18 protein-coding genes are annotated in these 21,582 nt (G+C 72.3%); 9 read left to right on the top strand and 9 right to left on the bottom strand.

Features of this window, described 5'->3' with window-relative positions:
• Positions 1 to 4 precede the first annotated feature (4 nt).
• Positions 5 to 1,441, bottom strand: a complete 1,437-nt coding sequence (locus RBJ77_RS52340; RefSeq protein ID WP_372351419.1) for a PucR family transcriptional regulator — start codon at positions 1,439 to 1,441, stop codon at positions 5 to 7.
• A 202-nt stretch (positions 1,442 to 1,643) separates the two neighbouring features.
• Here RBJ77_RS52340 and RBJ77_RS52335 point away from each other — a divergent pair, with 202 nt between their 5' ends.
• The 4 genes from RBJ77_RS52335 to RBJ77_RS52320 all read left to right on the top strand — a co-directional run bounded on the left by RBJ77_RS52335 (position 1,644) and on the right by RBJ77_RS52320 (position 6,913).
• Positions 1,644 to 3,125: a sodium:solute symporter gene (locus tag RBJ77_RS52335; protein ID WP_372351418.1), complete on the top strand. Its 1,482-nt coding sequence runs from the start codon at positions 1,644 to 1,646 to the stop codon at positions 3,123 to 3,125.
• A 27-nt stretch (positions 3,126 to 3,152) separates the two neighbouring features.
• Positions 3,153 to 4,148 carry an agmatinase gene (speB, locus tag RBJ77_RS52330; protein WP_255973458.1) on the top strand — a complete coding sequence of 332 codons (996 nt, stop codon included), beginning with the start codon at positions 3,153 to 3,155 and terminating at the stop codon, positions 4,146 to 4,148.
• 253 nt (positions 4,149 to 4,401) lie between these two features.
• On the top strand, positions 4,402 to 6,075 hold the full coding sequence (locus RBJ77_RS52325) for a thiamine pyrophosphate-binding protein (protein ID WP_372351417.1): 1,674 nt from the start codon (positions 4,402 to 4,404) through the stop codon (positions 6,073 to 6,075).
• Between the two features lie 13 nt (positions 6,076 to 6,088).
• Positions 6,089 to 6,913, top strand: coding sequence for a nitrilase-related carbon-nitrogen hydrolase (locus RBJ77_RS52320; protein WP_372351416.1), 825 nt, complete (start codon positions 6,089 to 6,091; stop codon positions 6,911 to 6,913).
• 6 nt (positions 6,914 to 6,919) lie between these two features.
• On the opposite strand, the gene RBJ77_RS52315 is transcribed toward RBJ77_RS52320, so the two are convergent.
• The 6 genes from RBJ77_RS52315 to RBJ77_RS52290 all read right to left on the bottom strand — a co-directional run bounded on the left by RBJ77_RS52315 (position 6,920) and on the right by RBJ77_RS52290 (position 10,773).
• Positions 6,920 to 7,603 carry a contact-dependent growth inhibition system immunity protein gene (locus tag RBJ77_RS52315; protein ID WP_372351415.1) on the bottom strand — a complete coding sequence of 228 codons (684 nt, stop codon included), beginning with the start codon at positions 7,601 to 7,603 and terminating at the stop codon, positions 6,920 to 6,922.
• Positions 7,604 to 7,616: 13 nt separating this feature from the next.
• Positions 7,617 to 7,922: an RNase A-like domain-containing protein gene (locus RBJ77_RS52310; RefSeq protein ID WP_372351414.1), complete on the bottom strand. Its 306-nt coding sequence runs from the start codon at positions 7,920 to 7,922 to the stop codon at positions 7,617 to 7,619.
• A gap of 10 nt (positions 7,923 to 7,932) precedes the next feature.
• Positions 7,933 to 8,589 (bottom strand): hypothetical protein, encoded by a 657-nt coding sequence (locus RBJ77_RS52305; RefSeq protein WP_372351413.1) that lies wholly within the window; start codon positions 8,587 to 8,589, stop codon positions 7,933 to 7,935.
• Between the two features lie 42 nt (positions 8,590 to 8,631).
• Positions 8,632 to 9,039, bottom strand: coding sequence for an RNase A-like domain-containing protein (locus tag RBJ77_RS52300; RefSeq protein WP_372351412.1), 408 nt, complete (start codon positions 9,037 to 9,039; stop codon positions 8,632 to 8,634).
• A gap of 316 nt (positions 9,040 to 9,355) precedes the next feature.
• Entirely contained in the window at positions 9,356 to 10,150 is a 795-nt protein-coding gene (locus tag RBJ77_RS52295; protein WP_372351411.1) for an endonuclease I family protein, read from the bottom strand.
• 203 nt (positions 10,151 to 10,353) lie between these two features.
• Positions 10,354 to 10,773: a peptidoglycan-binding protein gene (locus tag RBJ77_RS52290; RefSeq protein ID WP_372351410.1), complete on the bottom strand. Its 420-nt coding sequence runs from the start codon at positions 10,771 to 10,773 to the stop codon at positions 10,354 to 10,356.
• Positions 10,774 to 11,009: 236 nt separating this feature from the next.
• On the opposite strand from RBJ77_RS52290, the gene RBJ77_RS52285 reads away from it, so the two are divergent.
• Positions 11,010 to 11,816 carry a helix-turn-helix domain-containing protein gene (locus RBJ77_RS52285; RefSeq protein WP_372351409.1) on the top strand — a complete coding sequence of 269 codons (807 nt, stop codon included), beginning with the start codon at positions 11,010 to 11,012 and terminating at the stop codon, positions 11,814 to 11,816.
• Positions 11,813 to 12,634 carry a helix-turn-helix domain-containing protein gene (locus tag RBJ77_RS52280; protein ID WP_372351408.1) on the top strand — a complete coding sequence of 274 codons (822 nt, stop codon included), beginning with the start codon at positions 11,813 to 11,815 and terminating at the stop codon, positions 12,632 to 12,634. The genes RBJ77_RS52285 and RBJ77_RS52280 overlap by 4 nt, the downstream gene beginning before the upstream one ends.
• Here RBJ77_RS52280 and RBJ77_RS52275 read toward each other — a convergent pair.
• Positions 12,627 to 14,957 carry a glycosyltransferase family 39 protein gene (locus RBJ77_RS52275; protein WP_372351407.1) on the bottom strand — a complete coding sequence of 777 codons (2,331 nt, stop codon included), beginning with the start codon at positions 14,955 to 14,957 and terminating at the stop codon, positions 12,627 to 12,629. The two genes, RBJ77_RS52280 and RBJ77_RS52275, sit on opposite strands and share 8 nt — an antisense overlap.
• A gap of 156 nt (positions 14,958 to 15,113) precedes the next feature.
• Here RBJ77_RS52275 and RBJ77_RS52270 point away from each other — a divergent pair, with 156 nt between their 5' ends.
• The 3 genes from RBJ77_RS52270 (at position 15,114) to RBJ77_RS52260 (ending at position 20,886) form a co-directional block, all read left to right on the top strand.
• Entirely contained in the window at positions 15,114 to 18,830 is a 3,717-nt protein-coding gene (locus RBJ77_RS52270; protein ID WP_372351406.1) for an ABC transporter ATP-binding protein, read from the top strand.
• A 102-nt stretch (positions 18,831 to 18,932) separates the two neighbouring features.
• Positions 18,933 to 19,352, top strand: coding sequence for a hypothetical protein (locus tag RBJ77_RS52265; protein ID WP_372351405.1), 420 nt, complete (start codon positions 18,933 to 18,935; stop codon positions 19,350 to 19,352).
• A 124-nt stretch (positions 19,353 to 19,476) separates the two neighbouring features.
• Positions 19,477 to 20,886, top strand: a complete 1,410-nt coding sequence (locus RBJ77_RS52260) for a S28 family serine protease (RefSeq protein ID WP_372351404.1) — start codon at positions 19,477 to 19,479, stop codon at positions 20,884 to 20,886.
• Positions 20,887 to 20,947: 61 nt separating this feature from the next.
• Here the strand turns inward: RBJ77_RS52260 and RBJ77_RS52255 are convergent, their stop codons facing one another.
• A complete protein-coding gene (locus RBJ77_RS52255) occupies positions 20,948 to 21,553 on the bottom strand; it encodes a hypothetical protein (RefSeq protein ID WP_372351403.1) in 606 nt (201 codons plus the stop codon).
• Positions 21,554 to 21,582 lie beyond the last annotated feature (29 nt).

Raw genomic sequence — 21,582 nt, 5'->3', positions numbered from 1 at the left:
CCGCTCAGGACGTGTGCCGCAGCGCGAACCACAGCTCCATCCGGACGTCGGGGTCGTCCAGGTCCGTGTCCAGGAGGGACGCGCAGCGGGCGATGCGCTGGCGCACCGTGTTGCGGTGCACGCCGAGGGCGAGCGCCGCGCTCTCCCAACTGCCGTGCAGGGCGAGCCAGGTGCGCAGGGTCTCCAGGAGCGCCGGCTGACCGGCGAGCGCGGCCGGGGTCGGCGCCGGCGTGCCGTCGGGGCGGTGCCGCACCAGCGGGGTGCGGGTCGCGCGGGCCCGGGCCAGGGCGTGGGCCGCCTGGGCGTCCGCGAGCGGCAGGTCGGCCGGGCGGACGGGCGCGCTGACGCCGAGCGCGCAGCCCTCGTACGGGGGGACCTCCTGGTCGGCGGGGACCAGGGCGAGGGTCACCGTGCCGTCGGCGGACGTCCCGGCCAGCGGGGTGCCGAGCGCGGGCGCCGGGACCGCCGCGGTGTTCGGGCGGGCGTGCACGACCTTCCACAGGCCGGGGCCGAGCAGCGCCGACGCCGCCTCCGCCCGGTCCGTGCCGAGCAGCAGGTCCACCAGCGCCGCCGCGCGCTGGGTGTCGTCCGCCGAACGGTGCGCCCCCGCCAGCAGCGAGAGCAGCACCACCGCCGCGCCCGCGATCGTGTGGTCGCCGGCCGTCCGCCCCCGGGTGGCGAGCCCGAGCGCGCCGCCCGTGCTCAGCGCGTACGCCGACAGGTGCGCGTCCGCGACCGTGTCCGCGGCCGACGCCGGCGTGGGCAGCAGCCGGCTGGTGTGCGGGCGCACCACCTGCGTCAGCGCGGTCAGGGCCGCGTGCACGGGGTCCGCGGGCCGCGGCCCCGCGTCGTGCAGCTCCGCCCCGTCCGCCGCGACCAGGAGCGCGAACCCGCCGGTGCGCTGGGCGAGCTGACGCAGCACCGCGCGCACCGGGTCGGGCCGTGCCGCCGCCGACGCGAGGGCCTGCTGCGCCTCGGTGACCCGGCGCAGCTCGGCGTGCCTGGCCTGCGCCATCAGATCCCACACGGCGCGCGCGATCCCGCTGAACGTGGTCCGTGGCGGCACCTCGACGAGCGGCAGCCCGTGCCGGTCGCAGGCCTCGACGAGGCCCGGCGGCACCGTGTCGTGCACGGGCGCGAGACCGAAGCCCAGAGCGGTGGCGCCGCCCTCGACGACCCGCTCCACGTACGTGTCGAAGGGTGTCTCCGGGTCGAAGGAGACGCCGGTGGTCTGCACGCCCGCCGTCAGCAGCAGCTCCCCGCCGAGCAGGTAGGGGCGCGGATCGGGCAGCTCCGAGGTGTGCGCCCCGTGCACCGTGACGTCGACGCCGTCGGCGCCGTCCGGGCCCGCGATCCGGCGCAGGCCCAGGTCGGCGCGGGCCAGCAGCGCGGCGAGCGGGACGCCCGGCGTGGGGGGTGCGGAGGGGGCGGGCACCGGCACGGTGGATGGTTCCTCTACTGAAAGGGTGTGGAGTGGAGGAAACGTACACTTCAGTGTTGCTTTTCGGCCACCTAGATTCGTCTGGACCGGTGGGCGCGGGTACGGGCGGATGTCCCCGACGCCGATGGCCCCTCCCGAGGGACCTCGCAGCCGGACATTCCGTGCACGACACGCCACTGAGGTGTGCAAAGGAGGGCGTCCCATGGCCGTCGACTACATCGTGATCGTCGTCTACCTGGCCGGCATGCTGGCGATGGGCTGGTGGGGCATGCGCCGCGCCAAGTCCAAGAGCGACTTCCTGGTCGCCGGGCGGCGCCTGGGCCCGGCCATGTACTCCGGCACCATGGCCGCCGTCGTGCTCGGCGGCGCCTCCACCATCGGCGGCGTCGGCCTCGGCTACCAGTACGGCCTGTCCGGCGCCTGGCTGGTGTTCTCCATCGGCTTCGGCCTGCTCGCCCTGTCGGTGTTCTTCTCGGCGCGCATCGCCCGCCTGAAGGTCTACACCGTCTCGGAGATGCTCGACCTGCGCTACGGCGGCAGCGCCGGGATGATCTCCGGCATCGTGATGTGGGCGTACACGCTGATGCTCGTGGTGACCTCCACCATCGCCTACGCCACGATCTTCGACGTCCTCTTCGACGTGCCGCGCTGGCTGGCCATCGTCATCGGCGGCGCCATCGTCGTCGCCTACTCGACGCTCGGCGGCATGTGGTCCATCACCATCACCGACATGGTGCAGTTCGTCGTCAAGACGATCGGCGTGCTGCTGATCCTGCTGCCGGTGGCCGTCGTCAAGGCGGGCGGCTTCAGCGAGATGAAGGCGTCCCTGCCGACCTCGTACTTCGACCCGCTGGGCATCGGCGGCGAGACGATCTTCACGTACGTGCTGATCTACACGTTCGGCATGCTCATCGGCCAGGACATCTGGCAGCGCGTGTTCACCGCGCGCACCGACAAGGTGGCCCGCTGGGGCGGCACGATCTCCGGCGTCTACTGCCTGGTCTACGCGATCGGCGGCGCGGTCATCGGCACCGCGGCCAAGGTGCTCTACCCGAACGGGCTCGGCGCCGCCGACGAGGCGTTCGCCCGCATCGTCAAGGACGAACTCCCGGTCGGCATCCGCGGCCTGGTCCTCGCCGCCGCCCTGGCCGCCGTCATGTCGACGTCGTCCGGCGCCCTGATCGCCTGCGCCACCGTCGCCAACAACGACATCTGGAAGCGGCTGCGCGGCATCAAGCCGGACGCCGCGGAGGGTGCGCCCGAGGGCGAGCACGACGAGGTGAAGGGCAACCGGATCTTCATCCTCGTCCTGGGCATCGTCGCGATCGTCACCTCGATCATCCTCAACAACGTCGTCGAGGCGCTGACCGTCGCCTACAACCTGCTCGTCGCAGGACTGCTGGTACCGATCCTCGGCGGCCTGGTCTGGAAGCGCGGCACCGGCACCGGCGCCCTCACCTCCGTCGTCGTCGGCGGTCTCTCCGTCATCGGCCTGATGTGGCACTACGGCATCCTCGCCAACGAGCCCGTCTACTACGGCCTGACCGCCTCCCTCGTCGTCTACGTCGTGGTGTCCCTGGCCACCCGGCCCACCGACGCCGCCGTCCTCGCCAACTGGCGGGAGCGGCTCGCCGGGCGCGGCGCCCCCGAGCCCGACGCGGCTCCCGTCGCCGTACCGCAGTAACCCCGTAAGAAAGAAGGCATGCGCGCAATGAACAGCTTCGAGACGCCCCGCGTTCCCGCCGGTCCCACCGGTGCTGTCGGTCCGGTCGACTCCTCCCGCATCCCGCGGTACGCGGGTCCGGCGACCTTCGCGCGCCTGCCCCGCCTCGACGAGGTCGGTGCCGCCGACGTCGCCGTCGTGGGCGTCCCCTTCGACACCGGTGTCTCCTACCGGCCCGGCGCCCGCTTCGGCGGCAACGCGATCCGTGAGGCGTCGCGCCTCCTGCGCCCGTACAACCCGGCGCAGGACGCGTCGCCGTTCTCCCTCGCGCAGGTCGCGGACGCCGGTGACGTCGCCGCCAACCCGTTCAACATCAACGAGGCCGTCGAGACCATCGAGGCCGCCGCCGACGAGCTGCTCGGCTCCGGCGCCCGCATGATGACGCTCGGCGGCGACCACACCATCGCGCTGCCGCTGCTGCGCTCCGTCGCGAAGAAGCACGGCCCGGTCGCGCTGCTCCACTTCGACGCGCACCTGGACACCTGGGACACGTACTTCGGCGCCGAGTACACCCACGGCACGCCGTTCCGCCGCGCCGTCGAGGAGGGCATCCTCGACACGTCGGCGCTGTCCCACGTGGGCACCCGCGGCCCGCTGTACGGCAAGCAGGACCTGACGGACGACGAGAAGCTCGGCTTCGGCATCGTCACCTCCGCCGACGTCTACCGGCGCGGCGCCGACGAGGTCGCCGACCAGCTGCGCCAGCGGATCGGCGACCGCCCGCTGTACATCTCCATCGACATCGACTGCCTCGACCCGGCGCACGCCCCCGGCACCGGCACCCCGGAGGCGGGCGGCATGACCTCCCGCGAGCTCCTGGAGATCCTCCGCGGCCTCGCCTCGTGCAACCTGGTGTCGGCGGACGTCGTCGAGGTGGCGCCCGCGTACGACCACGCCGAGATCACTGCCGTCGCCGCGTCGCACACCGCGTACGAGCTGACGACGATCATGTCCCGGCAGATCGCGTCGGCCCGGGCCGAGTGACAATTGACGGGCCGGCCCCTTCGCCGTAGGGGGTTCGGTCATGTCGGCGGCCACCGGTCGTCGTGGGCTGGTCGCGCAGTTCCCCGCGCCCCTGAAATGCTCCGCATCTCATCGGGGAAGGCTGCGCGCAGCGCATGCCTTCAGGGGCGCGGGGAACTGCGCGACCAGCCACGACGAAAGCCGCGGCCGCGACCGAAGCGAACCCCCTACGGCGAGCAGGCGCAGACCCGAACCACCGCGGAGGCGGAACCGCATGACGCACGACCACGACCTGGAGCTCCGGCCCACGGCAGCGCAGACCGAGGCCGCCCTGAACCCCCCGCCCGGGCGCAACGGCGGCGACCTCGTCGTCGAGACGCTGCACGGGCTCGGCGCGTCCACCGTGTTCGGTCTGCCGGGCCAGCACGCGCTCGGCATGTTCGACGCGCTGCGCCGCTCCGACCTGCGCTACGTCGGACTGCGCATCGAGAACAACGCGGGCTTCGCCGCGGACGCGTACGGCCGGGTGACCGGCGAGGTCGCGCCGCTGCTGCTGTCCACCGGGCCCGGCTCGCTGATGTCGCTCGCCGCGCTCCAGGAGGCGGCCGCCGCGTCCGCGCCGGTGCTCGCCATCGGCAGCCAGATCCCGGTCGCCGGGCTCGGCGGCGGACGCCACGGCTATCTGCACGAGCTGCGCGACCAGCAGGCCTCGTTCCGGGACGTGGTCAAGTCCGTCCACACCGTCCGCACGGCGTCGCAGATCCCGTCGGCCATCGCCGCCGCCTGGGAGTCCGCGCTGAGCGCCCCGCACGGCCCGGTGTGGGTGGAGATCCCGCAGGACGTGCTGCTCGCGCAGACCACCCTGCCGGTCGTCACGGCGATGGACGCCACCCCGCGCGAGCTCGTCCCGCGCCCCGAGCTGACCGCCGTCGCCGCCGACCTGCTCGCCAGGGCGGAGCGGCCGGCGATCATCGCGGGCGGCGGTGTCGTCCGGGCGGACGCCGCGGGCAAGCTGCTCGCGCTCGCCGAGCGGGTCAACGCGCCGGTCGTGTCGACCTTCGGCGGCAAGGGCGCCTTCCCGTGGGAGCACCCGCTGTCGCTGCAGTCCTGGCTGGAGGACCGGCACACCACCGACTTCCTGGAGGACGCCGACGTGCTGCTCGTCGTCGGCTCGGGACTCGGTGAACTCTCCTCGAACTACCACACGTTCAAGCCGCGCGGCCGGGTCGTCCACATCGAGGCGGACGCCGGCAAGCTGGAGTCCAACCACCCGGCCCTGGGCATCCACGCCGACGCCAGACTCGCCCTCCAGGCGCTGGTCGAGACGGTCGACGAGCGGCCCGACGCCGACGCCCCGGCGCGCGTCGCCGCGGTCCTCAAGGCCGTCCGCGAGCGCATCGACGCCCAGGAACTCACCCTGGAGCAGCAGGTCCTGGCGTCCGTGCGCGAGGCGCTCCCGGCCGGCTCCCCGTCGTTCTGGGACATGACGATCCTCGCCTACTGGGCGTGGTCGGCCTGGCCCGGCGCGATGCACTCGGCGCAGGGCGCGGGCGGCCTCGGCTACGGCTTCCCGGCGGCGCTCGGCGCGGCCGCCGCCGACCCCACCACCCCGGTCCTCGCGGTCTCCGGCGACGGCGGCGCGCTGTACTCGATCGCGGAGCTCGCCACCGCCCGCCAGCACGACCTGAACGTCACCTGGCTGATCGTCGACGACGGCGGCTACGGCATCCTGCGCGAGTACATGACGGACGCCTTCGGCCAGGCCACGGCGACCGAGCTGACCCGCCCCGACTACGTGGCCCTCGCCGAGTCCTTCGGCGTCCCCGGCGTCAGGACCAGCCCGGAGTCGCTCCGCGCCGACCTGGCGAAGGCGCTGGCCGAGCCCGGCCCGTACGTGGTGGTGCTCCCCGCGCTGCTGCGCATGTTCGCCCCCACCCACCTGGGATGACGGAGGAAGTGGCATGACGACGACCGTGGCCTGTGCCCAGCTCGCCCTCGGCGTGGGCGACGTGGCGGCCAACCTCGCCGCCGCCGAGGAGGCGATCGAGGCGGCGGCGGGCGCCGGCGCCCGCGTCGTCGTCCTGCCCGAACTCGCCAACAGCGGCTATGTGTTCGCGTCCGCCGCCGAGGCGCGGGCGCTCGCCGAACCGGTCGAAGGGCCGACGGTCACCGCCTGGTCGGCGGCGGCCCGCCGGCACGGCGTGACGCTCGTGGCGGGCCTGGCGGAGCTGGACGCGGACGACCGGGTCCGCAACTCGGCGGTCCTGATCGACCCCACCGGCACCGTCCGCGCCGTCTACCGCAAGACCCATCTCTTCGGCACGGAGAAGGACTTCTTCGTGCCGGGCGACGAACGGCCGCCCGTCGTCGACGTCGAGGGCGTCGGCCGGATCGGCGTCATGGTCTGCTACGACCTGGAGTTCCCCGAGTGGGTCCGGCTCGCCGCCCTGGCCGGCACCGAACTGCTCTGCGCGCCCGTCAACTGGCCGCTGTTCCCGCGCCCCGAGGGCGAGCGGCCCGCCGAGGCCGTCCGCGTCCAAGCCGACGCCGCCGTCAACCGCATGTACGTCGCGGCCTGCGACCGCGCGGGGGAGGAGCGCGGGGTGCGATGGACCGGGGGTTCGGTGATCGCCGACCCGGACGGCTTCCCGCTCGCCGGCCACGCCCCGACCGAGGGCCCGGCCCTGCTCCTTGCCGCCTGCGACCTGGAACAGGCCCGCGACAAGCGGCTCGGCGAGCACAACGACGTGTTCGGGGACCGGCGGCCGGAGCTGTACGAGGGCTGACCAGCGTCATGGTCCGGGCGGGCCGTAGCCCGGGACCGGCCTGGCAACACGGGCCGCGACGTGCGCCAACCACGCGCTGGGTGTGAGCGGGGGCGGCGGGTCCACCTCCATGCCCAGCTCGGCCAACCCGGCTACGAGATCGGGTTCCTCCCGTCCACTGGCGAGCAGCTCGTGCAGCTCACCGGCGAGACGAGCCACGAGATTCCGGTCGGCCGCCGCCATGTAGTCGTCCACGGCGGCGTCGTGACTGTCGAACTCATCGGGCATGTCCTGGGAGAACCAGCCACCAAGGAACTGGGCCAGTTCGGGGAAGCATGCGTGCCATTCCCAGTGCGTCGAGGGTGCGGACGGGCGTGGTACGTCACCGTCCTCGACGCTGTGCCTGATGTGATCGGCGACGACAAACAGCCAGTTCTGGACGCCGGATTCGGTCAGACCGACGTCCGGCACCGGGTAGAACTCCCCGAGCCGCAGCCGCAACCGGCCAGGAGGATTGCGCGCGTACTCGCGCACTTGGGACTCGCAGAGGGCCAGAGTCCAGGGTCGGGTGTGCCAGGTGTGGCGCAGATACGCGGTCAGGGCGAGGCTCGGCCTGTCCGCGGTGTCATCGGCGGGCTGACCCGCGTACGCCCTCATCAGCTGGTCCAGCTCGCCGTAGCGGTGGTCGTGTTCGAGGGGGCTCATCGGCATGGCGGGCAGACCTCTAGAGAAGGATCGGGAAGGTGGCGTGCACGACGAAGCCGTGCGGGCTGGACGGCTCACGTCTGAGAACGACCCGGGCCGCGCGCACGTCCACAGGTTCACGGTCGGCCAGCATCATCGGCTGCGACAGCACCCGGCCAACCGGATCGGGCCGCGACGGCCAGGATGCCTCGATGGTGAGCCGAGAGCGGGTCGACTGGGCGAGCCAGCGGTGGATCTGCTGCTCATTGGCCGTGACCACGTGCTGGGTGGCCCAGTGGGCGGTTTCCCGGTCGGGATAGGTGGCGGAGCGGTTCGGCTGCGGCATGGGGGTGACCTCAGTGATCTTCCAGGTGTGCGGATGCGAGGCGGAGGATCTCGCGGGTCACCGGTCCTGTTGCCCAGGGCACCACCGACCGGAGCGCGGCCGAAGACGCTTCGTCGGCCTCCAGCAGCAGCACCGCGTGACACTCTGCGATCAGAGCGGGGAGGAGGTCCGCACAGCCATACGGATGCTCGCTGGCCACACCGGCGAGGACGCCATCCTCGAACGAGTCGTACTCATCGCCTTCCACCCACCAGGCGAAGGCGTGGAGATGCGCGAAACGGAGCTCGGCCTCCCAAGGCGCCAGGGGAAGATCGTCGAATCGCCGCGCCCCGTCACGTTGGGAGGCGCGCAGCATCACGGACGTAGCCCCGAGGAAATCCAGTACATCCGAATCTCCGGCTGCTAGGGCGAGTTGAGACATGAAGGGCTGAGGCAGCCGAGCCTCCGCTCCCTGGGAGAACTCCTCTGCGACCAGATCTACGAGAGCCGCAAGAGTCGCGACGGGCATCGCAGCAGACATGGCCGCGCCGCTGTTCAACCATCGGACGACACGGTCGATCTCGTCCCGTGCGGGAGTCTGCGGGGTGCGTGCACGGGCTACCGCGAGGACGTCGGCCAGCTTGGCGAGAATTCCGTTCTCGTAGACGGCGTCGGTGTACGTGGTCACCGGGATGCGGTTCCTTCCCATGACGGGCGGTGGTGGATGCTGTCATGCCGACGGCATGGACGTGAGCACGATAAACGGCGGATCAATGCCCCTCTTGTACCGTAGGACGACATTGGTGCCATGAGCGTCGGTAGCTGTCGCCTTGAGGCCGTCCCGGTCGTAGTCGCTCCGGCTGACCGAGCGCCCTGTCACCTCGGTGAAGGACGTGTCGAGGGTCAGGGTGGAATTCTCGTTGGCGACCGGCTGCCGTTCCAGGCGGCTGAGCCACCGCTCGATCTTCTCGGCGTTTCCGACGTCGTCGATCGTCGCCTGCGTGTAGTGCTGCGCTGACGCGAGATCCTTGAACGAAGAGGCGGCCTGTGGCCGGACCGAGCCGTCCGGGCGGGTGATCTGCTGATCACGCAGCCGCTGGACGAGCTGTTCGTCGGTCTTGCCGACGTGCTTGTCCACGCTGTGACCGCCGTAGAGACCCTCGGCGTTGGCGAGGTCGATCGCGTAGAAGTGGTTCTTCTCGTCCGCGTCGACCGTGTACTTGTGCTCCTTCTTGAAGTCGTTGAGTGCCCTGGCCGTTGTACCCCTCGACCACCGCGTTGAGGGCAGCTGTGTCGATGTTCAGGGTGATCTCGGCGCCGACCTCCGCGCCACCCTTGACCAGGCACGGCGGGCGGACCTGGACGAGTTGGGGCGGAGGCTCTGGATGGGGGGCATTCGTTGACGGTCGGTTGAACTCCCCAGTGGACTGAGGAGAGTTCAACCGGCGCCGTGCCTACCAGATCGCGTCGACCCACTCCGGGTGGTCGATGAACGGGTTCCGGTTGTGCTGGTACGAGTCGTAGATGACCTGGTTGCGCTTCTCCTCGAAGGCGCTCGGCGGGTCCTCGTCGCTCCACTGCTTGAGGACGGCGAGCTTGCCCATGTAGGGGTTGCTCCCGTTGTTCACCGACTCGTTGGGCTCCAGGTCGGCGAAGCCGTCGCCGCCGTCGTAGCGGACCGCCATGTAGAGGATCATGCGGGCCACGTCGCCCTTGTCGGCGTCGCGCGGCTCGAAGGAGTCGGAGTCGGTGAGGCTGCCGCCGCCGTTGCTGACGGCGCTGCCGCCGTTGTCGAAGTCCTTGTTGCCGCGGATGCTGTTGACCTGGACGTCCGCGGGACGCAGGTGGTGCAGGTCCGTGCCCGGGCCCGTCACCTCGCCGAAGTCGCCGTGGGACTTGGCCCAGGTGTGCTCGCGGTTCCAGTCGCCGACGTCGCCGCCGTTCAGGGACTTGGCGCGGGAGACGCCGCTGTACAGCAGGATCACGTTGTTGCTGTTGTTCGGGTCCTGGTCGGTGGCCTTCAGGGCGTCCCAGACCGCGGAGTACGAGATCTTGGTCTGGCTGCTGATGATCGTGTGCAGGGCCGACTTGAGGCTCGGTCCCGTCTTGCCGATCGCGTTCTTGTAGTACGTCGAGTCGTACGCGGTCGTGGTCGCGGAGGCGGGGCTCGCGGTGGCCGCGGGGAGGGCGACGGCGGCGAGCAGCGCGGCTGTCGTGAGGGCGGCGGTGCGTATGGGGATGGGGGGCATGTGGGGTGTCCGTCCGTTCTACGCGTGTCGACTGGGGACGGACGGAGCGTGACATGGACACGTACGCAAAGGGGTGAACGTTCGGCGACGATTGTGTGTCGGAACGCGGCAACTTCCGTTTTCCGGGAACCAGTTGGCGCGACGCGGCCCGCACCCTCCCCCGGGGAGCGCGGGCCGGTCGCGCCACGTCGTGGCAGCCCGGCCTACTTCAGCCGCAGCTCCTTCCACGTCTTCGGGCCGACGATCCCGTCGTACGGCTTGACGTGGTACTTCTTCTGGAACCAGACCACGGCGGCCTTGGTCCGCGACCCGAACCGGCCGTCGACCTTGAGGGTGCCGGGCGCGGAGGTCGTCTGGTTGAGCAGCGCCTGGACCTCCTTGACGGCCCGGCCGCTGTTGCCGGTGCCGACCGTCGCGCTGCCGTTGTAGTAGCCGCAGCGGAAGCCGACGCCGTTGTAGTAGGTGCACGCCTTGTCGGCTGCCGCGTGCACGGTGCCGCGGGCGGCGGCCGGCGCGGCGGCGTCCGCGGTGGCGACCCCGGCCGCCGCGCCGCCGAGCAGCGTGAGCGAGGCGAGGCCGACGCCGAGCAGCCGGCGCGGAGTGGTGGCGATGGTCCTGGTCATGGGCAACTCCCCGTGATGAGTGGTCGGTTGTCGAACACCACCGACGGTGCCGGGAGCGGCCAGGACGCGGCCAGAGATGTCGCGATTCTGCTGCAAGCGCGGGACGTCCCACTCGCTGACCTGCACGGACGCCCGGCGGGACGGGGCAGCGGCGGGACGCCGTGCGCGCCCGGGGAACTGAAGTACCGGTGCGGGGCATCTTTACCGGGTGTGACGAACAGACATGGAGGGGGAACATGTCTCGTTGGAAGCAGCTGCCCGCCTCGATGGAGCCGAGGCAGCGTCAACTCACCGTCCAGCTCCGCCGGTTCAAGGACCGCAGCGGACTCACCCTGCGCGCGGTCGCGGCCCGCACCGGGTACAGCCGCTCGTCCTGGGACCGCTATCTCAACGGCAGGGCGCTGCCGCCCCGCCAAGCCGTCGAGGCGTTCGCCCGCGCCTGCGACGGCGATCCCGTACGGCTGCTCGCGCTGCACGAAGTGGCGGCGGAGCGCGGCGGGGACGCCGACGCGGTTCCCGAGATGCTTCCCGATGCGCTTCCTGATGCGCTTCTCGTGGCAGGCCCCGACGCGGCTCCGGAGCCGGCGGACGCCGGGCCGGCGCGGACAGGGCGGGTCCGGGGGCTGCGCCGCCCGGGCCTCGCCGTCGGGGCGGCGGTCGTCGCGGCGGTCGTCGTGGCCGCCCTCGCCCTCTCGCTCGTCCTCGTCCGCCCCTGGGGCGACGGCGGCGAAAGGGCCTCGGAGACAAAGGCGTTCGTGTTCGAGGCGGGCGTCGACCACCCCTGCAAGGTGCACCGCGCCGACGACGGACTCCTCTACGCGGGATACAGCAGGACCCGCACCGGCCTGATCGGCCCGCAGTCCGCGCAGTGGCCCGTCGTCGAGGCCCAGTGCCTGCTCCGCCACCGCGGCCTCGCGCCCGGCATCGCCGACGGATTCTTCGGGCCCCGCACCGGACGCGCCGTGCAGCGGCTCCAGAAGCGGGCCCACCTCGTCGTCGACGGGATCGTGGGCGAGGACACCTGGAAGGCGCTGCGCACATGACGGCGGTGGAGTGCGACCGGCTGGTGGAGACGCTGCGCGCGGCCCGCAGCAGGTCGGGGCTCAGCCTCGCCGCGCTGGCCGCGAAGACCCCGTACAGCAAGTCGTCCTGGGAGCGCTATCTCAACGGCAAGGCCCTGCCGCCGCGGCAGGCCGTCGAGGACCTCTGCGTACTCGCGGGCCAGCGGCCCGAACGGGCGCTCGCGCTCTGGGAGTTGGCGGACGGTGCGTGGAGCGGGCGGGCCGCGGCGGCGGAGCCGGTGCCGGTGCCGGTCGCGGATCCGGTGCCGGAACCGGTGGTCGTGGACGTGCCGGGGCCGGGGCGGTGGGGGAGGCGGCCGGTGATCGGGATCGGGGTCCTCGCCGGTGTCCTCGTGCTCGCGGCGGTGGCCGTCGCCCTGCTGGTCGGCGGCGACGACCACCCCCGCGGACCGGCCGCCGCCTCCGTCACCACCGCGGCCAAGGGCTGCCACGGCGCCGACTGCACCGGAAAGGACCCGGAGGCGTACGGCTGCGGAATCGACCCGGTGCCGACGACGCTGCGCCGCCGGGCCTTCCCCGGCGGCACCGTCGTCAAGCTCCGGCACGGACCGGACTGCGCCGCCGTGTGGGCGCGGATCGACCTGGGGGAGGTGGGTGACCGGATCGAGATCCGCGTCCCGGGGCGCCGGCCCCAACAGGCCTCCGTGGAGGACGAGTTCGACGCGCGCGGTGCCCTGTCCACCCCCATGGCCGCCGCCACCCGGAGCGAGCTCGACCGGGTGACGGCGTGCCTGGTGCGGGGCGGGAAGCGGTGGTGCTTCGGCGCGCCGGTCAGCTGACGTCGGACGGGTCCAGGCGGTAGAGCGAGGCGGACGACGAGCCGGCGCCGCTCTCGCTCGTGCCCGTGCTCTTGTCCGTGCCCTTGTCCGTGCTCTTGCTGTACGCGCTCTCCTTCACCGCCGTGCCGTGCTTCTTCACCCACGCGGTGACCGCGGAGCTGACGTCGTTGCCGCCGCCCATGCCACCGCCGCCCATGCCGCTCCCGCCGACCTGGATGTAGTGCAGCCGGCCGCTCTTCACCAGCTTCTTGAGCTTCGCGACCGTCATGCCCCGGTCGGAGCCGGTGAAGCCGTACATCGAGATGACGGGCTTCTTCGTGCTGAGGATGATCTGCGCGGCGGACTGCGAATTGGAGACCGCGAGCAGCCACTCGGCGCCGTCCTGGTGCTTCTCCAGGTACGCGATCAGGTCGCTGCTGACGTTGCCGCCCATGCCGCCGCCCATGCCGCCACCGGGGCCGCCGCCCGAGCCGCCCGGCATGCCGCCGCCACTCTCCTGCGAGCCGCCCTGTCCGGAGCCGCCGGGCAGTTCGCCGCCGCCGGGCAGTTCGCCGCCGCCGGGCAGTTCGCCGCCGCCGGGCATCTGGCCGCCGTCAGGCATCTGGCCGCCACCGGGGAAGCCACCCTCACCGTTGCCGCCCGGCATCTCGCCACCGCCGGGCATGTCACCGCCGCCCGGCATCTCGCCACCACCTGGGAAGCCGCCCCCGTCGCCGTTCGGCGCCGCGCCTTCCTGCTGCTCACCGCCGCCCGGGAACCCGCCGCGGCCCCCGCCGCCCCCGCCGCCCCCGCCGGGGAAGCCCATCCCGCCCCCGGTCGTGGGCCCGGCCGTCGGGTTCGTCCCGCCCATCCCCCCGGCCTCGCCGGAGGCGAGCGGCTCCGCGAAGGAGTAGGCCGCCGGGCCCGCCACGGACGCGACGACCGCCGCCGCCACGGCCGCCGCGAACAGCCGCAGCCGGGCCCCCGACGCCGTACGGAACACCAGCAGACCCGCGACGGCGGCCGCCATGACCAGGGCGATCACCGGCCACAGCCAGCCGTTCCAGCCGGACGCCCGGCGCAGCAGCACGACCGCCCACAGGCCGGTCGCGGCGAGCGCCATCGGCAGCACCCACGCCCATCGCCGGTCGGCGCGGAAGGCGCGCAGCAGCATCACGCCGCCCCCACCGCACAGGGCGGCGATGCCGGGGGCGACCGCCGTCGTGTAGTAGGGGTGCATGGTGCCCTCGGCCGTCGCGAACGTGACGTAGTGCAGCACCAGCCAGCCGCCCCACAGCACCAGCGCGGCGCGCGTGGCGTCGGTGCGCGGGGCGCGGCCGCGCAGCACCAGACCGGCGACCAGGGCGATCGCGGCGAACGGGATCAGCCAGGAGATCTGGCCGCCGAGGGTGTCGTTGAAGAGCCGGCCGAGACCCGCTGCGCCGGAGAAGCCCCCGCCCCCGCCGCCCCCGCCGTTGCCCTCGCCGCCGAGGACCCGGCCCAGGCCGTTGTAGCCCATGATCAGGTCCCAGGCGGAGCCGTCGGTCGAGCCGCCGATGTACGGGCGGTCGTCGGCGGGCACCAGCGAGACGGCCGTGGCCCACCAGAAGCTGGACACCGCGAGCACCACGGCCGCGAGCGCCAGATTGCGGATCCTGCGGCCCCAGCCGAGGCCGGAGGCGTACAGGTAGACGGCGAAGACCGCGGGCAGCGCGATGTAGCCCTGGAGCATCTTGGTGTTGAAGGCGAGGCCGAAGCACGCCGCCGAGGCGAGCAGCGGCAGCAGCCTGCCGTCGCGGGTGGCGCGCAGCGCCAGCGCCGCACCGCCCACCATCAGCAGGAGCAGGATCGTGTCCGGGTTGTTGTCCCGGTTGATCGCGACGGTGATCGGCGTCAGCGCGAGCACCAGCGCGGCGAGCGCGGCCGCCGCGTGGCCCCACACCCGCTTCACGGAGGAGTGCAGGATCCAGATCGTGCCGAGCGCGGCGCCGATCTGCGGCAGCATCATCTGCCAGGTGCCGAAGCCGAGGATCCGGCAGGACAGGCCCATCACCATCAGGGCGAACGGCGGTTTGTCCACCGTCAGGAAGTTGCCCGCGTCGATGGAGCCGAAGAACCAGGCCTTCCAGCTCTGGGTGCCGCTGTAGACGGCGGCGCTGTAGAAGCTGTTCAGGCCATTCGCCGACGAATCGGACAGGTTCCAGGCGTACAGGACCGCGGCCAGGGCCAGGATCGCGAGCAGCGCGGGCAGCGACCAGCGCGGCGCGCGGTGCGCGGTCGGTGCCGACGCGGGCGGCGGCGGGGCGGCGGGGGCGTGGGGGAGCGGTTCGGTCGCAGAGGTCACCAGTGCACCGTGCACGCCACGGGTGGGCGCGGGCTGTGGCGAACCTGGGCGTCACCTGTGGATCCGCGTCCCGGGATCCGATTGTTGCGGCGGGATGAAATCCGGATCCGCCCGCGTTGGCCCATCGGCAGGTCGAACGAGCGGGAGGCGGCACAGGTGGCGGAGAAAAGGGGCTGGGCGAAGCGGCTGTGGGGCTACGCCATGCGCTACCCCAAGGACGTCTTCCTCGCGCTCGGCGCCTCGCTCGGCGGCATGGCCGTCATGGCGCTCGTCCCGCTGATCACCAAGATCATCATCGATGACGTGATCGGCGACCACTCCCGGTCCATGGGGGTGTGGGCGGGCGTCCTGATAGGCGCGGCCGTCGTCGTCTACGTCCTCACGTACATCCGCCGCTACTACGGCGGCCGGCTCGCCCTCGACGTCCAGCACGACCTGCGGACCGAGATGTACGGGACGATCACCCGGCTCGACGGACGGCGCCAGGACGAGCTGTCCACCGGACAGGTCGTGGGCCGGGCCACCAGCGACCTCCAGCTGATCCAGGGGCTGCTCTTCATGCTCCCGATGACCATCGGGAACATCCTGCTCTTCCTCATCTCCCTGGTGATCATGGCGTGGCTGTCGCTGCCGCTGACCCTGGTCGCGCTGGCCGTCGCGCCCGCGCTGTGGTTCATCGCCAAGCGCAGCCGCTCCAAACTGCACCCCGCCACCTGGTACGCGCAGGCGCAGGCCGCCGCCGTCGCCGGGGCCGTCGACGGCGCCGTCAGCGGCGTCCGCGTCGTGAAGGGGTTCGGGCAGGAGGAGCAGGAGACCGGGAAGCTGCGCGAGGTCGGCCGCAAGCTGTTCGCCGGACGGCTGCGCACGGTCCGGCTGAACTCCAAGTTCACCCCGGCACTCCAGGCCGTGCCCGCGCTCGGGCAGGTCGCCATGCTGGCGCTGGGCGGCTGGCTCGCCGTGCGCGGGCAGATCACGCTCGGCACCTTCGTCGCGTTCTCCTCGTACCTCGCCCAGCTCGTCGGGCCCGTCCGGATGCTCGCCGTGGTGCTCACCGTCGGCCAGCAGGCCAGGGCCGGTGTCGAGCGCGTCCTGGAGCTGATCGACACCGAACCCAGCCTCACGGACGGCACGAAGGAGCTGCCCGCCGACGCGCCCGCGACCGTCGAGTTCGACGACGTCTCCTTCGAGTACGCGGGCGCCGACCGGCCCGTCCTCGGCGGGCTCAGCTTCGAGATCCGGGCCGGCGAGACCCTCGCCGTCGTCGGCTCCTCCGGCTCCGGCAAGTCCACCGTCTCGCTGCTGCTGCCGCGCTTCTACGACGTGACGCACGGCGCCGTCCTCGTCGGCGGCCACGACGTGCGCGAGCTGACCCTCCCGTCGCTGCGGGCCGCCATCGGCCTCGTGCCGGAGGACTCCTTCCTCTTCTCCGACTCCGTGCGCAGCAACATCGCGTACGGCGTCCCGGACGCCACCGACGAGCAGATCGAGGCCGCCGCGCGCGCCGCGCAGGCCGACCGGTTCATCGCCGAGCTGCCCGAGGGCTACGACACCAAGGTCGGCGAGCACGGACTGACCCTCTCCGGCGGCCAGCGCCAGCGCGTCGCGCTCGCCCGCGCCATCCTCACCGACCCGCGCCTCCTCGTCCTCGACGACGCCACGTCCGCCGTGGACGCCCGCGTCGAGCACGAGATCCACGAGGCGCTCAAGCAGGTGATGGAGGGCCGCACGACGCTCCTCATCGCACACCGCCGCTCCACCCTGAACCTCGCCGACCGCATCGCCGTCCTGGACGGCGGCCGGCTCGCCGCGATCGGTACGCACGAGGAGCTGGAGCGGGACTCCGCGCTCTACCGGCGGCTGCTCACCGACCCGGACGAGCTGGGCGGCGTGTCCCCGGGCCACGCCCTGCCGACGGCACCCGCCGAGGACACCTCGGTCCGTGCCGAACTGGACGCCGAGTTCGACGCCGAGCGCGGCGTCACCCCCAGGCTGTGGACCGGGGACCGAGAGCCCAAGGACACCGCGCTGTCGGGGATGCCCGCGACGCCCGAGCTCCTCGCGCAGGTCGACGCGCTGCCGCCGGCCGTCGACACCCCCGACATCGACGAGGCACGGGCCGTCACCCCCGAGGAGTCGTACGGCCTGCGCCGGCTGCTGCGCGGCTTCGGGGCCCCGCTCCTGATCAGCCTGGCCCTGGTCGCCGTGGACGCGGGCGTCGGCCTGCTGCTGCCGGTCCTCATCCGGCACGGCATCGACGAGGGCGTCACGCAAATGGCGCTCGGCGCCGTGTGGGCGGCCGCCGCGCTCGCGCTGGTCGCCGTGCTCGTGCAGTGGGTGGCGCAGACCGGCGAGACCCGGATGACGGGACGCACCGGCGAGCGGGTCCTCTACTCGCTGCGCCTCAAGATCTTCGCCCAGCTCCAGCGGCTCGGCCTCGACTACTACGAGCGGGAGCTGACCGGCCGGATCATGACCCGTATGACGACGGACGTCGACGCGCTGTCGACGTTCCTGCAGACGGGCCTGGTCACGGCCTTCGTCTCCGTCGTCACCTTCTTCGGCATCATGGGCGCCCTGCTCGTCATCGACGTCCAGCTCGCCCTCGTCGTCTTCGCGACGCTGCCGCCGCTGATCGTCGGCACGTTCTTCTTCCGGCGCTCCAGCGTGAAGGCGTACGAGCTGGCCCGCGAGCGGGTCTCCGTCGTCAACGCCGACCTCCAGGAGTCCGTGGCCGGGCTGCGCATCGTGCAGGCGTTCCGGCGCGAGCGGGACGGCCGGGAGCGGTTCGCCGCGGGCAGCGAGAGCTACCGGGCCGCCCGCATCCGCGGCCAGTGGCTGATCTCCGTCTACTTCCCGTTCGTGCAGCTCCTGTCGTCGGTGGCGGCCGCGGCCGTTCTGATGGTGGGCGCGCACCGGGTCGACGCGGGCACGCTCACCACCGGCGCGCTGGTCGCCTACCTCCTGTACATCGACCTGTTCTTCGCCCCGGTGCAGCAGCTCTCCCAGGTCTTCGACGGCTACCAGCAGGCCACCGTCTCGCTGGGCCGCATCCAGGAACTGCTGCGCGAGCCGACCTCGACCAAGGAGGCGCGCGAGCCCCTGGAGGTCCTCTCCCTGCGCGGCGAGATCGCCTTCGAGGACGTCGACTTCGCCTACGGCACGGACGAGGCGGCGCTCTCCGACGTCCGGCTGCGCATCCCGGCCGGGCAGACCGTCGCGTTCGTCGGCGAGACCGGCGCGGGCAAGTCGACGCTGGTCAAGCTGGTCGCCCGGTTCTACGACCCGACGGGCGGCCGGGTCACCGTCGACGGCACGGACCTGCGCGACCTGGACCTCACCTCGTACCGGCACCGGCTCGGCGTCGTCCCGCAGGAGGCGTACCTCTTCCAGGGCACCGTCCGCGACGCCATCGCCTACGGCCGGCCCGACGCCACCGACGCCCAGGTCGAGGCGGCGGCGCGGTCGGTCGGCGCGCACGAGATGATCGCGACCCTGGAGGGCGGCTACCTCCACGAGGTGGCCGAGCGGGGCCGCAACCTCTCGGCGGGCCAGCGCCAGCTGATCGCCCTGGCCCGCGCCGAACTCGTCGACCCCGACGTCCTGCTCCTCGACGAGGCGACGGCCGCCCTCGACCTCGCCACCGAGGCGCAGGTCAACCAGGCCACGGACCGTCTCGCCGGCAAGCGCACCACGCTCGTCGTCGCGCACCGCCTGACGACGGCGGCCCGCGCCGACCGGGTCGTGGTGATGGCCGACGGCCGGGTCGCGGAGGACGGCACCCACGACGAGCTGCTGCGCAGGGACGGCCGGTACGCGGCGCTGTGGCGCACGTTCATCGGTGAGGAGGAGCCGGAGACGGAGACGGTGGGCTGAGACGCGCTCCGCCAGAGGGTGCGGGGCCTCGTGCAACCGTACGCACCGTGTGTCGCGTCAGTTCATCAGTACCCTGATGCCGACGTGACGGGAGGGGCAGCAGTGCGAAGAGGTGAGGACGCCGACATACGGGGCGTACGCACGCCACGCCGGCTGTGCGCGCTGGCCCTGACCGGCCTGGTCGCGGCCGGCCTGCTCACGGTGGCGGGCCCCGGCGTGACCGGCGCCCAGGCCGCGGCGCTCTGCGCGGGCCACAAGGTACGCACCCTCCCGTTCGCCACCGGCAGCACGGTCGTCTACAAGAGCCGCGGCTACGTCTGCGCCGTCACCCTCGCCAAGCGCACCGGCGTCCGCCAGACCATGTCGGTCAGCGTCCAGGCCCGCGGCAACCGGGCCGTCGTCGACAAGGGCCGCTACACCCACCACGCGGGCCCGGTCACCGTCCACGCCGGTCACCGCTGCGTGCGCGTGAAGGGACAGGTGGGGTCGAAGTCGGTCAGTTCGGGCTGGATCCTGTGCTGAACCGGACGGGACCGGAAGGGACCGGTCGGGCCGCTGCGCTGAGCGGACACCAAGTTGCTCTGGTGGTACACGAGTTGCTCCGATAGCTTCCGGAGCGCATCTGTGTATCTCCAGGGGAGGGTGCATGCGCAAAGCGCTCAGATGGCTGCTGTCGCTCGTGGTGCTCATAGGCACCGTGAGTGCGGCCGGGATGACGACGGCGACCGCCGTCGAACAGCCCGCGACCGCCGCGGCCACCGACATCAAGGACCGGCTCCTCGCCATACCCGGCATGAGCCTCATCGAGGAGAAGCCGTACACCGGCTACCGCTACTTCGTCCTCAACTACACGCAGCCGGTCGATCACCGGCACCCGAAGGCCGGTACGTTCCAGCAGCGGATCACCGTGCTGCACAAGGACGTCAGCCGCCCGACGGTCATGTTCACCAGCGGCTACAACGTCTCGACGAACCCCTCGCGCAGCGAGCCGACGCGGATCGTCGACGGCAACCAGGTCTCCGTCGAGTACCGCTTCTTCACGCCGTCCAGGCCGCAGCCCGCCGACTGGTCCAAGCTGAACATCTGGCAGGCCGCCAGCGACCAGCACCGCATCTTCAAGGCGCTCCAGCCGATCTACGACCAGAACTGGCTGACCACCGGCGGCTCCAAGGGCGGCATGACGGCCACGTACTACGAGCGCTTCTACCCGCGCGACATGGACGGCGTCGTCGCGTACGTGGCGCCCAACGACGTCGTCGACAAGGAAGACTCCGCGTACGACACGTTCCTCGCGAACGTCGGCCCGAAGGACTGCCGCGTCGCCCTGCAGAAGGTGCAGCGCGAGACGCTGGTGCGCCGGGACGCGCTGGAGAAGAAGTACCAGGAGTACCTGACCGCCAACGACTACACCGTGAACACGGTCGGTTCGCTGGACAAGGCGTACGAGGCGACCGTCCTCGACCTGGTGTGGGGCTTCTGGCAGTACCAGCCCGAGTCGGCCTGCGCGGACGTCCCGGACGCCGCCACGGTCACCGACCAGGCGCTCTTCGACTACGTCGACTCCGTCGGCGGCTGGTCGTCCTACGCCGACCAGGGCCTGGAGCAGTACACGCCGTACTACTACCAGGCGGGCACGCAGCTCGGCTCGCCCGACATCAAGCAGCCCTGGCTGGGCAAGCTGTCGCGCTACGGCTACCAGCCGCCGCGCAACTTCGTGCCGCGCTCCATCCCCATGAAGTTCGACGCGCGGGCGATGCCCGACGTGGACGGCTGGGTGCGCCACCACGCCACGCGCATGCTGTACGTGTACGGCGACAACGACCCGTGGGGCGCCGAGCGCTTCCGCCTCGGGTCCGGGGCGCGTGACTCGTACGTCATGACCGCGCCGCACGCCAACCACGGCGCGAACGTGGCCGGTCTGACGGCCGACGACAAGGCCCTCGCCACGTCCCGCATCCTGGACTGGGCCGGCCTGTCGGGCACGACGGCCAAGGCGCCGCACGACGCGAAGCTCGACCGGGTGGACGGAGCACGGGAGTTGAAGCTCCGGCCGTGACCCCGTGACCCACGGATGAGCACACCGAGGGGGTCGTCCCGGACGGGGCGGCCCCCTTCGCTCACACCTTCACGGCGCAGCCGACCGGCTGGCTGCCGCCCAGCGCCACGTACAGCGACGTCGACGCCGGGCACGCCTCGCGCGTGGTCACCGCCGACTTCACCCGGTACTGCGGCGCGCTCTCGCCCGAGCCGTCGCACGGAGTCTCCCGGACCTGGCCCTTGCCGGCCGAGTAGACGCAGTCGCCGACGACCGTGCGCGGCCCGCCCCCGCCGCCCGGGTCACCGGGGTGCGGCGCCTCCAGGTTGCGCATGCACGCGTAGCCCTGCGCGACGGACCCGCCCCCGCCGGCCGCCGGGGTGTTCTCGCTGATGTGCAGGACGAAGTCGGTACGGGCCGGGCACGCCGGGCCGTCCGCCGTGCTGCCCTCGTGGCGCGCCTCGACCTTGGCCACCGCGCGCTCGCTGCGGCACGGCACCTCGTTGAACGACGTGCGCCCGCGCGAACTGCACTCGCCGACCGCCAGGAACACCGCCCCGTACCCGGACGGCGACCGCAGCGGGTTCGCCGTCGTCGGGTCCCCCGACCCGCCCGACGAACCCGACAGCGCCTGACATCCGGCCAGCGCGAGCACCAGCAACGGCACCGCGCACACCGCCCAGACCATCCTCGCAAGCATGGCAATCCCCCCGATAT

Source organism: Streptomyces sp. KL116D, from assembly GCF_030766975.1.
GTDB classification, from domain to species: Bacteria; Actinomycetota; Actinomycetes; order Streptomycetales; family Streptomycetaceae; genus Streptomyces; species Streptomyces longispororuber_A.
Note: the sequence above shows the minus strand (reverse complement) of the source record. Positions and strands in the feature narration are given on the sequence as shown.

Coding starts and splice junctions, on each gene's coding strand:
- RBJ77_RS52335 (WP_372351418.1), top strand. CDS start 1,644: ATGGCCGTCGACTACATCGTGATCGTCGTCTACCTGGCCGGCATGCTG.
- speB (WP_255973458.1), top strand. CDS start 3,153: ATGAACAGCTTCGAGACGCCCCGCGTTCCCGCCGGTCCCACCGGTGCT.
- RBJ77_RS52325 (WP_372351417.1), top strand. CDS start 4,402: ATGACGCACGACCACGACCTGGAGCTCCGGCCCACGGCAGCGCAGACC.
- RBJ77_RS52320 (WP_372351416.1), top strand. CDS start 6,089: ATGACGACGACCGTGGCCTGTGCCCAGCTCGCCCTCGGCGTGGGCGAC.
- RBJ77_RS52315 (WP_372351415.1), bottom strand. CDS start 7,603: ATGCCGATGAGCCCCCTCGAACACGACCACCGCTACGGCGAGCTGGAC.
- RBJ77_RS52310 (WP_372351414.1), bottom strand. CDS start 7,922: ATGCCGCAGCCGAACCGCTCCGCCACCTATCCCGACCGGGAAACCGCC.
- RBJ77_RS52295 (WP_372351411.1), bottom strand. CDS start 10,150: ATGCCCCCCATCCCCATACGCACCGCCGCCCTCACGACAGCCGCGCTG.
- RBJ77_RS52290 (WP_372351410.1), bottom strand. CDS start 10,773: ATGACCAGGACCATCGCCACCACTCCGCGCCGGCTGCTCGGCGTCGGC.
- RBJ77_RS52285 (WP_372351409.1), top strand. CDS start 11,010: ATGTCTCGTTGGAAGCAGCTGCCCGCCTCGATGGAGCCGAGGCAGCGT.
- RBJ77_RS52280 (WP_372351408.1), top strand. CDS start 11,813: ATGACGGCGGTGGAGTGCGACCGGCTGGTGGAGACGCTGCGCGCGGCC.
- RBJ77_RS52260 (WP_372351404.1), top strand. CDS start 19,477: ATGCGCAAAGCGCTCAGATGGCTGCTGTCGCTCGTGGTGCTCATAGGC.
- RBJ77_RS52255 (WP_372351403.1), bottom strand. CDS start 21,553: ATGGTCTGGGCGGTGTGCGCGGTGCCGTTGCTGGTGCTCGCGCTGGCC.